At 75.7% G+C, this 13,431-nt stretch carries 9 protein-coding genes; 5 read left to right on the plus strand and 4 right to left on the minus strand.

Translation table 11 applies throughout. The features are described 5' to 3' along the window. Position 1: 1 nt before the first annotated feature. The 5 genes from ABZW30_RS16285 to ABZW30_RS16305 all read left to right on the plus strand — a co-directional run bounded on the left by ABZW30_RS16285 (position 2) and on the right by ABZW30_RS16305 (position 4,240). Positions 2-583: a TetR/AcrR family transcriptional regulator gene (locus ABZW30_RS16285; protein WP_355671751.1), complete on the plus strand. Its 582-nt coding sequence runs from the start codon at positions 2-4 to the stop codon at positions 581-583. Positions 584-736: 153 nt separating this feature from the next. Further along, positions 737-1,084, plus strand: coding sequence for a hypothetical protein (locus tag ABZW30_RS16290; RefSeq protein WP_355671752.1), 348 nt, complete (start codon positions 737-739; stop codon positions 1,082-1,084). Positions 1,085-1,273: 189 nt separating this feature from the next. Then, on the plus strand, positions 1,274-2,185 hold the full coding sequence (locus ABZW30_RS16295; protein WP_355671753.1) for a diiron oxygenase: 912 nt from the start codon (positions 1,274-1,276) through the stop codon (positions 2,183-2,185). Between the two features lie 37 nt (positions 2,186-2,222). Continuing rightward, entirely contained in the window at positions 2,223-3,878 is a 1,656-nt protein-coding gene (locus ABZW30_RS16300; RefSeq protein WP_355671754.1) for a 4Fe-4S binding protein, read from the plus strand. A 233-nt stretch (positions 3,879-4,111) separates the two neighbouring features. Continuing rightward, entirely contained in the window at positions 4,112-4,240 is a 129-nt protein-coding gene (locus ABZW30_RS16305; protein WP_355671755.1) for a hypothetical protein, read from the plus strand. Between the two features lie 44 nt (positions 4,241-4,284). Here the strand turns inward: ABZW30_RS16305 and ABZW30_RS16310 are convergent, their stop codons facing one another. The 4 genes from ABZW30_RS16310 to ABZW30_RS16325 all read right to left on the minus strand — a co-directional run bounded on the left by ABZW30_RS16310 (position 4,285) and on the right by ABZW30_RS16325 (position 13,404). Further along, positions 4,285-5,139, minus strand: coding sequence for a methyltransferase domain-containing protein (locus tag ABZW30_RS16310; RefSeq protein ID WP_355671756.1), 855 nt, complete (start codon positions 5,137-5,139; stop codon positions 4,285-4,287). A gap of 176 nt (positions 5,140-5,315) precedes the next feature. After that, positions 5,316-7,877, minus strand: a complete 2,562-nt coding sequence (locus ABZW30_RS16315) for an FtsX-like permease family protein (protein ID WP_355671757.1) — start codon at positions 7,875-7,877, stop codon at positions 5,316-5,318. Continuing rightward, positions 7,871-8,614: an ABC transporter ATP-binding protein gene (locus tag ABZW30_RS16320; protein WP_355671758.1), complete on the minus strand. Its 744-nt coding sequence runs from the start codon at positions 8,612-8,614 to the stop codon at positions 7,871-7,873. The genes ABZW30_RS16315 and ABZW30_RS16320 overlap by 7 nt, the downstream gene beginning before the upstream one ends. 89 nt (positions 8,615-8,703) lie before the next feature. Continuing rightward, complete coding sequence (locus ABZW30_RS16325) at positions 8,704-13,404, minus strand: DNA repair ATPase (protein ID WP_355671759.1); 4,701 nt, start codon at positions 13,402-13,404, stop codon at positions 8,704-8,706. Positions 13,405-13,431: the final 27 nt, after the last annotated feature.

Below are 13,431 nucleotides of genomic sequence, written 5' to 3' on the forward strand. Positions count from 1 at the left end.
AATGCCGAAGCAGGTCGACCACGAGGAACGACGCCGACGGATCGCCGAGGCGGTCTGCGCGCTGATCGACTCGCAGGGCCTGGAGGGCGTCACCCTGCGGGACGTCGCCACCCGGGCAGAGGTCTCGATGGGCGCCGTCCAGCGCTGCTTCCGCACCAAGGACGAGATGCTGCGCTTCGCCCTCGACCACATCGGCGAACAGGTCACCGGCCGGGCCCACGCCCGACTGGTCGCGGCGCCCGCGCAGTCGGCGGCCAGCGCCGTCGGACACGTGGTCGGTGAGGTCGCGCTGCTGCGGGAGGAACGCCGGGCCGAGGCGCGGATCTGGCTCGCCTTCCTCGCCGCCGCGGCCGTCAACCCGTCGCTGGCGGCGAGCCTGCGCAGCAGCTACGCGGACCTGGAAGGGCTGCTGACCCGGCTGGTCGCGGAGGCCTCCGGATCCGTGGACGCCCGGCGCGAGGCCCGTACCGTGCTGGCCCTCGCCGACGGGCTCACCGGGCATGTGCTGATCGGCCAGCGGACGTCGGAGGAGGCGGAGGAACTCCTGCACGCGCACCTGGCCCGGCTCTGGGAGGCTGGGTGAAGCGGCTGCGGAGCGAATGGCGAGGAGCGAACGGCCGGGGAGTGGCGGACATGACGGAGCAACGGCGGGCCGGTGACCGGGTCCGGGCCCGGACCGGCGCCGGACGTTGAATCCCCGTTGCCGACGGGCGGGTTCCCCGGCGAGGATCTGTTCGTGTCCGAGACGACGTTCGAGGAGTCCGAGCTGCGGCCCTACCCGAAGATCCCCGCCCGGGGCTGCTCCGGCGTGTCCGCCGGCCGGGAGTGGATCGCGGCGGAGAAGGTGTACGGCGCGCACTTCGCCGTGGTGTGCGAGGGCGACTCGATCCGGGCGGCGAAACGGCGCGACCTGCTGGGCGACGAGGAACTCGACGCCTTCTTCGGGGTGAGCCGGATCTGGCCCCGACTCTCGGTCGCCGCCGGTCCGCGTTGCGGCGGCCCGGGGAAGTCCTCGACTGACGCCGAGAATCTCCGAAGAACATTCTCGCCCGATGTCGAAGCCCCCGTCCGTCGCTTCGATTGAGAGGTGCGATCAGGGCGGGGCCTCGGGGCGGGCCCCGCCCTTCGCGTTGGCCCGCGACGGGGCGCGCGCCGCGGCTCCGTGCGCCGTATCCCTGCCGCGCAGGGGGTTCTCGGCGGCGGGCTCTTATTGTACTGTCCGTCTAATAAGCGGGTGAGCGGGAACCCGCGGGGCAGGCACCTGGAGGCAGCCATGGCTCTCACCCGGCAGGCGGAGCACGGCCACACCGCGGCCGACGACGACGTCTCGAAGCGGCTGCTGGAGTCGGCCGCCACCCTCTCCTTCGACCCCTCCGCCGAGATCGACTGGGACGCGCCCCTCCCCGAGGAGCACTACGGCCTCAACCCCGAGTGGAGCACGCTCTACGGCACCCGGCTCTGGGGCGAGATGACCGAGCGGCAGCGGATCACGCTCACCCGACACGAGGTCTGCTCGATCATGAACACCGGCATCTGGTTCGAGATGATCCTCCAGCAGATGGTGCTGCGCGACCAGTACCTCAAGAACCCCGCCAGCGCCGAGTTCCAGTTCGCGCTCACCGAGATCGCCGACGAGTGCCGCCACTCGATCATGTTCGCCCGCGCCTGCGAGAAGATGGGCGTCCCCGCCTACCGGCCGAACAAGGTGATCGCCCAGGCCGGCCGCGCGTTCAAGGCGCTCGCCAAGGGCGAACTCGCCTACGGCGGCATCCTGGTGGCCGAGGAGGTGCTGGACGTCATGCAGCGCGACTGGATGCGCGGCGAGAACGTCCTGGAGATCGTCCGCGGTACCTCCCGGATCCACGTGGTCGAGGAGTCGCGGCACATGAAGTTCGCCCGGCAGGAGATCCGCGAGCGGATGCGCCACGCCGGCCCGGCCCGCCGCCGCACCTCGGCCACCGGCATCGCCGTCGGCGCGTACGTCATCGTCAGCAGCATGGTCCACCCGGGCGTGTACAAGGCCGCCGGGCTGGACGTCGGACGGGCGCTCGCCGAGGTGAAGGGCAGCGAGCACCGCAAGGCGATGATGCGCAACAGCTCACGGCACCTGATGGCCTTCCTCGCCGAGGCCGGGTTGCTCACCAGCCGCTCGGCGGCCGTCTACCGCCGCGTACACATGCTCTGACGGTCAATCAGTCACAACGAGGGGCCCCGATCCGGCCATGGCCTACGCAATCACCCAGACCTGCTGCAACGACGCCTCGTGCGTGTCGGTCTGCCCGGTCAACTGCATCCACCCGACCCCGGACGAGCCGGAGTTCGGCACCACCGACATGCTCTACATCGACCCGAAGGCGTGCATCGACTGCGGCGCCTGCGCGGACGCCTGCCCGGTGGACGCGGTGTTCCCGGTCGACCGGCTGCGCGGGCCGGACACCGTATTCGGCGACCTCAACCGGGACTGGTTCCGCGACCACCCCAACGACCACGCCTGGGGCGCGCCCGGCTTCCCGCGCAGCCTGCCCGGCGAGCTCGGCACGCTGCGGATCGCCGTGGTCGGCACCGGGCCCTCCGCCGGGTACACCGCGCAAGAGCTGCTGTGCTGCACCAGCGCCGAGCTCACCATGATCGACCGGCTGCCGGTCACCGGCGGCCTGCTGCGGCACGGCGTCGCCCCCGACCACCAGTCCACCAAGCGGATCGCGGAGAGCTTCGCGAGCGTCTTCCACGACCCTCGGCTGCGGATGCACCTCAACCTGGAGGTCGGCACCGACGTCACCCACGAGGAGCTGGCCGCGCACCACCACGCGGTGGTGTACGCGGTCGGCGCCGCCTCCGACCGGCGGCTCGGCATCCCCGGCGAGGACCTGCCGGGCAGCCTGCCCGCGACCGCCTTCGTCGGCTGGTACAACGCCGACCCGACGGTGCCGGCCGACGCCGTGGAGCTGTCCGCCGAGCGCGTGGTCGTGGTCGGCAACGGCAACGTCGCGGTGGACATCGCCCGGATCCTGCTCACCGACCCCGACCGGCTCGCCGCCACCGACATCGCCGACCACGCGCTGGCCGCGCTGCGCCGCAGCCGGGTGCGGGAGGTCGTGCTGCTGGCCCGGCGCGGGCCCGGGCAGGCGGCCTGGACCAGGCCGGAGTTCCTGGCGCTGCGTCGGCTGCCCGGCGTCGAGCTGGTGGTCGAGGACCACCCGCGGGTGCGGGCGGCGATCGAGACGGCCGCGCCGGACTCGCGGGCCGCGCTGCTGGCCGGGCTGCCGCTGGTGCCGTACGACGGGGGCGCGGAGCCGGGGCCGGGGCGGCGGATCGTGCTGCGCTTCCTGTCCGCGCCGGTCGCACTGACCGGGGACGGGCGGGTCGAGTCGGTGACCGTCGAACGGACGAGGATGACGGCGGCGGGGCAGGCCGAGGCCACCGGGGGGACCGACACCCTGCGGGCCGCGCTGGTGGTGCGCTCCATCGGGCACCGGGGCGTGCCGGTGCCGGGGCTGCCCTTCGACGAGCGGACCGGGACGGTCGCGCAGCGCGGCGGGCGGGTCGTCGACCCGGCCACCGGGCGGGCGCTGCCCGGGGCGTACGTGGTCGGGTGGGCCAAGCGGGGGCCGTCCGGCGGGATCGGCGCCAACCGGGCCTGCGCGCGGGAGACGGTGGACGCGCTGCTGGACGACGCGGTGGCCCGGGCGCTGCCCGCCCCGGCGGCGGGGCGCCGGGACTTCGAACGGCTGGTGCGACGGCGCCGGCCGGACGCCGTCGGGCTGCGGGAGCTGCGCGCGGTGGAGCGGGCGGAGCGCGAGCGGGGCGAGGCGCAGGGGCGGCCGCGGGTGAAGCTGGCCACGGTGGCGGAGCTGCTGGCGGCGGGGCGGCGGCGGTAGGCCGTACGGCGTGCGCGGGAGGGCGGCCGGTCCGACTTCCCGCGTACGGCCGGGTGCCCGGCCCGCGTGGGGTTGATGTGCGTGCCGTCGGGTTGACGCGGCCGTGACCCGGGGCGGGCGGGGCGCGTTGGGCGGATGTGAGTAGTTTTGGGGTGATGCCGGTCCCGCAGTATTGGCCAGCCGAGGAAACGATCCTGCCAGGAGCGGGGCGCCCTCCGGAACCCGATCCGGAGGTGCCCATCTATGTCGAGCTGGCCCGGTTGTGGCTGTCGGAGGGGCGGACGGTCCCCGGGCTGCCCGACCCGCTCTGGGAGTCGCTGGCCGCCTCGGTGATGTCGTCGACCTCGGAGCCCCCGGGATAGAACGGCTGCGCCCGGCGCCGGAACGGCCCGATCCGTGGCAGGGGTCACCTCGGCGGCTTGACGGCCGTGTGAACGTACCAGGCTACGTACTCGCGCACGCCGTACATCTCCACCGTGGAACGGAGATTGAGCCATTTCGCCGGGTCGCCGACGCGGCGCAGCAGCTCCCACGGAAGTCGGAAGTAGGTGTGCACGGCCTCGGTGGTGGGCGTGTAGTGCGCCGTCGCGTCCAGTGCCTCCTCGACCTCGAAGCCGGCCTCGGTGAGCAGGCGCGGCAGGTTGCGGGCGTGGTAGAGCTTGGCGCCCGTCATCACCATGGCGTCGAGGTACGGTTCGAGCAACGCCCGGGCGCGCGACGGCAGTTCGTCCAGCGGGGCGGTGCTCATCGGGCCGAGCAGCACCAGTCGGCCGCCGGGGCGCAGCACCCGGTGCAGCTCGGCCAGCGCGCGGGGCGGGTCGTAGGAGTGGACCAGCGTCTCCATCGAGTAGGCGCCGGCGAACTCGCCATCAGAGAAGGGGAGTTGATGGTAGTCGCCCCAGGAGAAGGCGGTCCGGTCGGCCAGCGCGGTGCGGGTGCTGAGACGCCGGGCCTCGGCGAGGTGGAAGTCCAGCACGTCGACCCCGGTGACCCGCAGCCCGAACCGGTCCGCCATCGCCCGGGCCACCACGCCCGCCCCGCAGCCGGCGTCCAGCACCCGCGAACCGGGCGGCAGCGCCAGCTTGCGGCCGAGCACGTCCTCCAGTTGTCGCTGTGCCCGCCACAGCCGCCACTTCGACTGGCCCGGCTCCGTCCACCCCCAGTGCCGGGCGTTGCGGGCCACCCGGGTGTAGAACCAGCGGCTCCCGGCCCGCCCGTACACCCGTCGCAGCCCGGAGAGATCGAGTTCCTGAGCGCCCATGCGGACACGCTAGCGGCGGGCCCGCGACCGCTCCCGGCGGCGCCACGGGGGTCCACCCCACCGGGAGCAGCCGTACGGTCGTAGGACTTGAGTGATCAGCTGACCAGGGCGGTCCTCGGCCAGGAGGTGATCAGCGCCATCGCCTCGTCCCACGTCCCCGCGCTCCGGTCGAGGGCTCAGACCGCCCCCGCCGCCCCGCGCAGGATGCCCTGCCCGTCCCGCCCGCGCAGCGCCAGCGCCGCCGGGAGCACCGCCGCCGGCAGGGCGATGGCCGCGCAACAGGCGGCGAGCGCGCCCAGCACCGTCCACGGCACCACCGCGGGCGTCGGGCCGACCAGGTTGGTCAGCGCGGCCCAGGAGCCGCCGACGCTGATCGCCGTGCCCAGCACGCCCAGCAGGGTACCGGCCGCCACGCACATCAGGGTCTCGACGGCGACGGCGCGCAGCACCTGGCCCCTGGTGGCGCCGGCCAGCCGTAGCAGGGACAGTTCCTGCCGGCGGTCGCTGACCGTCATCACCAGCGAGTTGGCCAGTGTGACGGCCGCGTAGCAGATCACCAGGCCGAGGATCATCAGCAGGGCGTTCCAGGACTCCTGCTCGGTGCTGTCGGTGGCGGCCGACCAGACCGCCTCCGGGGTGGTGAGCCGGGCGCCCAGCCCGTCCACGGCCGTCCGCAGCGCGGCGGTGGCCTGCTCGCGATCGGTGCCGGGCAGCAGCCGCAGGTCGATCCGGCTGACCAAGGCCGGGCCGCCGACACCGCCGGTGACGGCGTTGGGGCCGGTCACCCAGGCCTGGACGGCCTCGGCGCCGGTGCCGAGCAGGGCGGCGACCCGCAGGTCCCGCGGGGTGCCGTCGGCCAGCCGGACCGACACCTGCCCACCGACCGCGGGCGAGCCGGGCCAGGTGCGGCTGAGCACGATCGAGTCGGGGCCGAGGTCGGCGAGCGAGCCCGCGACGACCGGGAGCCGGTCGACCGCGGCCAGCGCGGTGGGGTCCGCCGTCGCGGCGCGGAAGGGCACCAGGGCCCGGCCGTCGGCCACGGTCGCCATGACGGAGGTCGGGGTGATCACCAGGGCCTGCACCCCGGGCACGGCACGGACGCGCTCCGCCACGGCCCGGCTCAGCCCGGGGGTGCCGGCCGGGGTGACGACCAGGTCGGCGGCGGACAGCTGGTCACGGACCTCGGTGACCTGCGAGCGGTTGATGGTGTCGATGCTGCCGAGCAGACACCCGGCGAAGGCGATGATCAGCACCACCGGGGTGGTGGTCGCGGCGGTGCGCCGGAAGGCGGTCAGCGAGCTCTGCCGGGCGGTGGCCCAGGCGATGCCGCCGGCGTCCTCGGCGGAGCGGCCGCGCAGCCGGGCCACCAGCGCGGGCAGCACCGTCAGCAGCCGGATCGCCGGGCCGGCCAGCACGGCCGCCAGCAGCACGCAGCCGGCGACGATCGCCAGCAGCAGGGAGAGCGAGTCGGCGGCGTTGGCCGCGGCGTCGGGCCAGCTGCGGGCCGTCAGTACGAGGGCCGCGATGCCACCGCCCAGCACCAGCAGGCCGCTCGCCCAGCGGAACGCCAGCACGGCGCGCGAGGTCCGTTCGGCATCCGCCTCCGCGAGCGCCTCGCCGGGGTTGATCAGCCCGGCCTTCATCGAGGAGAACACCACGCCGGTGATCGCGGTCAGCAGCCCGATCGAGGCCGCGACGAGCAGCCCCCACCAGGTGACCGGGACGGTGAATTCGGCCGGCACCATGTCGTGGTCGATCAGCCAGCGCGCGGCCGGCGCCGCCCCGGCCGCGCCGAGCGCGCACCCGGCGGCGGAGGCCAGCACGCCGACCACCAGCGCCTCCCGGTTGACCAGGGCGCGCAGCTGCCGGCGGGTGGCGCCGATCAGCCGCAGCAGGGCGAGTTCGCGGCGGCGCTGGGCGATGGACAGCGCGAACGTGCCGCCCACCACGAACACGGCGGTGCCGCCGGAGACCGCGGCGGACAGGCCGAGCGGGGTCTGGACGCCGTCCAGTCGGCTGCCGACCTCGGCGTGGTGCGGGTCCGCCTGGCTGCGCTCGGCGCCGGTGAGCACCCGGGCGACGCTCGCGCCGCCGGTCGCGTCCACGGCCCGGCGCACCGCGTCGGCGGGGCCGAAGGCGGCCAGCACGCCGACTGCGGGGCAGAACCGGGCGGCCCGGGCGTCGGTGAAGAAGACGGCGTGCTCGAAGGGCTGCGCCTCGGTGACGCCGGCGACGGTCGCGGTGTGCGGGCCGTCGGCGGTGACGTACCGGACCTGCCGACCGACCTGCTCCGGGCGGCCGCCGCCGATGACGATCTGGTCGTCGGTGGCGGGGGCGGCGCCGGCGGTGAGCCGGTAGCCGCCCAGGGCGGCGGTGGACCAGGCGCGTCCGACCTGCCCGCGCGGGCCGTCCGCGAGCTGGGCGTAGAAGGTGCGGTCCTCGACGGTGCGGCCGGTCGCGGCCACGGCGGCGATCAGTGCGGCGGGCAGTCCCGGCTGGGCGGGGACCTGGGTCGGCTGGACGTCACCGGTCGCGGGCTTGAAATCCACGTTCTGGTCGGCCATCACCAGGACCGGCGCCTCGGAGAAGCGCTGGCGGCCCTGGTCGGGGACGCCGGAGGTGGCGGCGATGACCAGGATCGAGGTGGCCATCAGGGCGACCCCGCAGGCCAGCGCGACGAAGCTGCCGACGAAGGAGGCCCAGCGGAGCCGGAGGCCGGCGAGGGCGAGGGTCAGCATGCCACGGCCTCCAGCGCGGTCATCCGGGCGGCGACCTGCTCGGCGGTGGGCCGCTCCAGCGAGCCGTCCAGCCGGCCGTCCCGCAGGAAGAGCACCCGGTCCGCGTAGGAGGCGGCGACCGGGTCGTGGGTGACCATGACCACGGCCCGGCCGGGGTCGTCGGCCATGGTGCGCAGCAGGGCGAGCACCTCGCGGCCGCTGCGGGTGTCCAGCGCGCCGGTCGGCTCGTCGGCCAGCAGCACCGCGGGGCGGGTGATCAGCGCCCGGGCGATGGCGACCCGCTGCTGCTGGCCGCCGGAGAGCTCGCCCGGCCGGTGCCCGGCCCGGTCGGCGAGGCCGACCGCGGCCAGCGCGGCGGTCACCTCGGAAGGGGAGGGGCGACGGCCCGACAGCCTGGCCGGGAGCGCCACGTTCTGGGCTGCGGTCAGGGCGGGCAGCAGGTTGAAGGACTGGAAGACGAAGCCGATCCGCTCCCGCCGCAGCACGGTCAGCTCCTTGTCGCGCAGGCCGCCCAGGACGATGCCGTCGACCCGCACCTCGCCCCGGTCGATCGCCTCCAGGCCGGCGGCCGAGCGCAGCAGGGTGGACTTGCCGGAGCCGGAGGGGCCCATGACGGCGGTGAAGGTGCCGAAGGGGAATCCGACACTCACCTCGTCCAGGCCGATGACGGGCTCGGGCCCGCGCCGGTAGGTCCGGCGGACGGAGCGGAGTTCAACGGCAAAGTCCGTGGCGTTCATGATCACATCCCATCGCGCGGGACGGGGGTGGCTCAATGACCGGGGGTTCACTTCTGGGGGTGTAGCCAGCTACACCCCCGGGTTCCCCCTCAGCCCCGCCGGGCGCGCTTCAGCTCCTCCCAGCGCTGCGCCTGCTCCGGCGTCAGGGTGCCGCGCAGCTCGGCCAGCTTCAGCAGCTGCGCCTCGGCGTCGGCGCCCAGCGGCTGGGCCTCGGCGCGGTAGTGGTCGGTCAGCAGGGCGTCGAGCTCGGGTCGGGTGAGCGCCGGGTCGAGGCGCTGGGCGAGCTTGGCCATGTTGCGGTAGGAGCCCTGGAGCAGGAAGGGCGGCTCGGTGCGGGCGCGGTCGTCCTGGGCGGCGGAGGCGAGGTAGGCGCGGTTGACGGCCAGGACGGTGCCGCGCAGGTGCAGCAGCCCGGCCAGGACGGCGGTCATCCGCTCGACCTCGGGGCCCGGCCAGGCGCCCGCGAGCCGCCCGCCCGGGGTGCCGGCCGCGCGGGCCAGCAGGGTGTCCAGGTCGGCCCGCCCGACATCGGCGAGCGGGGCCAGGTGCGGGTTGGCGGGCAGGGCGTTCTCGACGAAGCTGAGCGCGAAGAGGTCCTCGCGTCCGGCGACGGCGTCGCCGAGGTTCCACACGTCGGCGCGGTTGGCGAGCATGTCGGGCAGCCGGAAGAGCCGGCCGGACTCGGTGTAGGGGTTGGCGGCCATCACCACGGCGAAGCGCTTGCCGCGCAGGTCCCACTCGCGGGCCTCGCCGTCCCAGACGCCGTCGATCCGGCGCTGGGCGTCGCACAGCGGGATGAAGCGCTGCAGGAACTCGGGCGAGGCGTGCTGGACGTCGTCCAGGTAGAGCAGCACGTTGTCGCCCGCGTGCAGCGCGAAGTTGAGCTTCTCCAGCTCGCGCCGGGCGGTGGCGTCCGGGGCCTCGGCCGGGTCCAGCGAGGTGACGCGGTGCCCGAGCGCGGGGCCGCTGACGGTGACCAGCAGCAGGCCGAGCCGCTCGGCGAGGTACTCGACCAGGGTGGTCTTGCCGTAGCCGGGCGGGGAGACCAGGAGCAGCAGGCCGCTGCGGTCCACGGGCCCGCCGGAGCCCGCCGTACCGAGCTGCTTGGCGAGGTTGTCGCCGATCAGCGGCAGGTACACCTGGTCGATCAGCCGGTTGCGGACGAATCCGTTGAGCGGTGCGGGCCGGTACCGGTCGAGCCGCAGCCGGGTGTGCTCGGCGGCCAGCAGCTCGCCGCGCAGCCGCTGGTAGGCCCGGTAGCCGGGGACCTCCACGGCTTCGAACTCCCTGACCCGGCCGAGCAGTTCGTCCAGTCTCAGGTCGAGCGAGCCGCCGGTCAGCCGCGGGTGGTCGCCGAGCAGCCCGGTCAGCCGGGCGGCGGCGGCGCCCTCGGCGGCGCGGCGCGGCAGCGTCGGGCAGAGCAGTACGGCCGCGGCCTCGGCGAGGTCGCCCGGGTCGGCGTCGGCGGCGCTCGACTCCAGCCAGGCGGCGGTGAGTTGGCGCCGCACCGGCAGCAGTGCGGGGTCCTCGGGCAGGGCGGCCAGTGCCTCGGTGAGCCCGGCGGACTCGGGGGCGGCGTGGAATTTGTCGAGCAGCGCGGCCGCTCCCGCCGAGTAGGCGAAGGCCGGTTCGTCGGCGGCGAGTTCGGCCACCAGGTAGTCGCCTGCGTGTTCCGCGCCGGGGACGAACCGGGCGACGGCGGCGCCGAGTTCGGCGGCCAGCGCGTCCAGCGCCGGGACCGGGCCGTAGGCCTGCCGGGCGAGGCCGAGCGAGCGGGCCCGGGTGTGCCAGACCAGCCGCTGCCGCGCGTCCGTCCCGTGCGCCCAGTACAGCTGGGCCGCCGCCCGGGCGTCCGCCGGGTGGCGCAGCAGGCCGGCCTCGGCGCCGAGTTCGAGCAGGGCGCGGAGCACCAGTGCGGCGTCGTGGTCGTGCACCCCGCGCTGGTAGCCCTCGTCGGGGCGCTGCTCGGCGGCCCGACGGACGTGTTCCAACAGGTCCGCGTCCGGCGACAGGGTGCCCGGTTCGGCGGCCAGCAGCAGGCTCGCGGCCAGGTATTCGGCGCGGTAGAGCGCCGGGGTCTCCGAGGGCAGCGGCCGGGCCCAGTAGCGCTCGGTGGCGGCGAAGGCCGGGTCGGCGACGGGGGAGCGGTAGTCGGTGCCGGTGAGGGTGAAGGCGGGGCGGCCGCGCCAGGGCAGCAGGGTGAGTTCGGGTCGCTGGGTGGTGACGGCGAACAGGTGGCGGCCCAGCCGCAGGGTGCCGGGGCCGTCCCCGGCGAGTTCGGCCCGGTCGCGCAGCGCGCGGTGGGCGCGGCCGCGGGCGGCGCGCAGCCGTCCGGTCAGCTCCTCGGCCCGGACCCGGTCGCCCAGTCCGGTCAACTGCCGGGCCAGGTCGCGGAGTTTGACGGCGCTGGGGTCGGCGGCCAGGGCGGCGTCGATCTCGGCGGTGGTGTCGAGGGCGGCCAGGCGCCGGTGCAGGGTGTCCAGGATGCGCCCGGCGGAGGAGGCCAGCCGGTCGGCCCGGCGGGCCCGCTCCTCCAGCAGGTGCTGGCGGCGGGCGGTGAGCGCGTCGTGGATCTCGGTGCGCCGGTCGGCGAGCTGGTCGCCGAGCGCCGGGTCGGCGTCGGCGAAACGGGTCTCCAACTGCTCGATCCGCAGCAGGAGTCGGCCGAGCTGGTCGTCGCAGGTCTCGGGGGTGTCGGCGGCGGCGAGCGCGGTGGTGGTGGCCTGGGCGAGCAGTGCGGTCTCGGCGGCGAACTCGGCGGCCGCCTCGCGGGTGCGCAGCTCCCGGCGCCGGACGGTCAACGTGCTGCGGGCCCGGTTGAGCAGCCCGAGCACGTCGGCGAGCCGGTCCAGGATCGCGGTGCGGGTGGTGGCGTCGGCCAGGTCGAGGGTGCCGACCAGCTCCGAGACGGTCTGCAGGGCCTCGCTCTGCTCGCCGAGCCGGGCCAGCAGCGGCGCGGCCTCGGCGGCGGTGGCGATGGCCGCGCAGTGCTCGGCCAGCTCGCCCGCCCGCCGCCGGTGCGGCTCGAAGGCGGCGGGCTCGGCGAGCTGGACCACCGCCCGGTCGGCGGCCTCGGCCAGCCCCTGGGCGAGGTGCTCGGCGAGCGCGTCGATCCGCTCCCGGTCCGCCCGCGGCAGCTCGCGCAGCGCCTCGACCCTGCCCTGGGCGCGGCGCAGCCCGGCGAGCCGGTCGACCCACTCGGCGGCGTCGGCCAGGGTCTCGCCGCGCGCGGTGCGCAGCAGGCCCTCGACGTGCTCGGCGACCTCCTCGGTCTGTCCGGCGGCGTACGCGGTGAGCTGGGCGATCGCCTCGTACTCGGCGATGACCTGCCGGGCGGTGTCGCGGATCCCGGCGAGCGGCGCGGCCAGGTCGCCCAGGCCGCTCTGGCCGAGCCAGTGGTGCCGGTCGGCGGTGCGGGTGCAGGCGGCCAGCACGGCCTGGTGGCCGGCCGGGGTGTCGGCCCCGGCGGCGGCCAGCCGGGCCAGGGCCAGACAGTCGGCCAGGCCGCGGACCAGGTCGGCGTTGCCGATCCGGGCCAACGGGCCGGTGCCGGGAGGCTGTTCGGCGGCGTGGCGCTCGCTGGTGAACGGGCTCTGCCAGAGCTGGACGGGGTGCAGCCGGGTGGGCCCGTCCTCGGCCGGGCGCAGGGCGATGAGGGTGCCGTCGGGGAACAGCGCGTAGCCCTGGCAGACGAGCGGGGTGGCGGCCTCCTGGCGGACGCTGTTGTACGGCTGCAGCAGCGCGCGCCCGTCGGCGGCGGAGCGGAACTCGTACAGCACGTCCTCGCCGTTGGGCGAGTGGACGGTGCGCTCGTACGCCAGGCCGTCCACCGGCTGGTCGAAGGTGCGCACGGTGCCGTCGACGAGGTGGCAGCCGCCGGGGAAGGCCACGCCCTGGTCGGCGGGCAGCCGCAGGCAGGCCCGGCCGAGCGCGTCGATCCGGGTGACCCTCCCGGTGGGCAGGTGCACCACCAGGTGCCGGACGGCCTCCTCCTGGTACGGGCGCACCCGCACCAGCAGCAGGGTGCCGAGCCGGGCGTGGGCGATCTGCGCGTCGGCGAGGGTCTGCAGGGCCTCGGCCAGCGGCTCGTGGTGCAGCTCCCGGCCGTCGGGGGTGAGCAGGGTCAACCGGCCGCCGTCCACGCCGAGGTGGAGCTGCCCGGCGAGGTCGGCGCGCGGCGGGGTGCCGGGGGCGGCGGGCAGCTGGTCGTCCCGGGTCAGCGCCGTCCACTCCAGCTGCCGGCCGCCGGCGGGGACGTGGTCGCGCTCGCCGCGGCCGTCCTGGTAGGCGGCCCGCTCGTCGTCGAGCAGCCAGCGCAGCACCCGGACGTCGGCGGCGGCCGGGCCGGTGCGGAAGACCGCGAGCAGTCGGCCGCCGACCGGGCGCAGCCGCTCCAGCCGGGCGTCGCGGAAGTAGCGGCGCAGGTCGGCGAGGTCCTGGCGCAGCCGCGGGTCGTCCAGCAGGGTGCCGTCGGCGGGGGCGGGGGAGAGGTCGGCGGGGTGGTGGAGGCCGAGGACGTCCGCGAAGTCCTCGACGCCGTCCACGACGTCGACCGGACGGGTGCCGAGCAGCAGCAGTCCGCCGGCGGCGGTGAGGTCCTGCGGCAGGCAGGCCCGGGCGGTGCTCAGCCGCCCGGTGCCGGTGAGCCGCAGCTCCCCGCCGCCGAACTCGGCGACCCGGCGGGCGTTCAACGCCTGTGCGCGGTCGGCGAGTTCGGCGGCGGCCCGGGCGAGCCGGTCGCGCAGGACCTCGTAGGTGCCGGCGTCGAGCCGGGCGTCGAGGGCGTCCACGGTCAGTTCCTCAGGTGCTCAGGTGTT

The organism is Kitasatospora sp. NPDC004669 (assembly GCF_040609455.1).
Lineage (GTDB): Bacteria > Actinomycetota > Actinomycetes > Streptomycetales > Streptomycetaceae > Kitasatospora.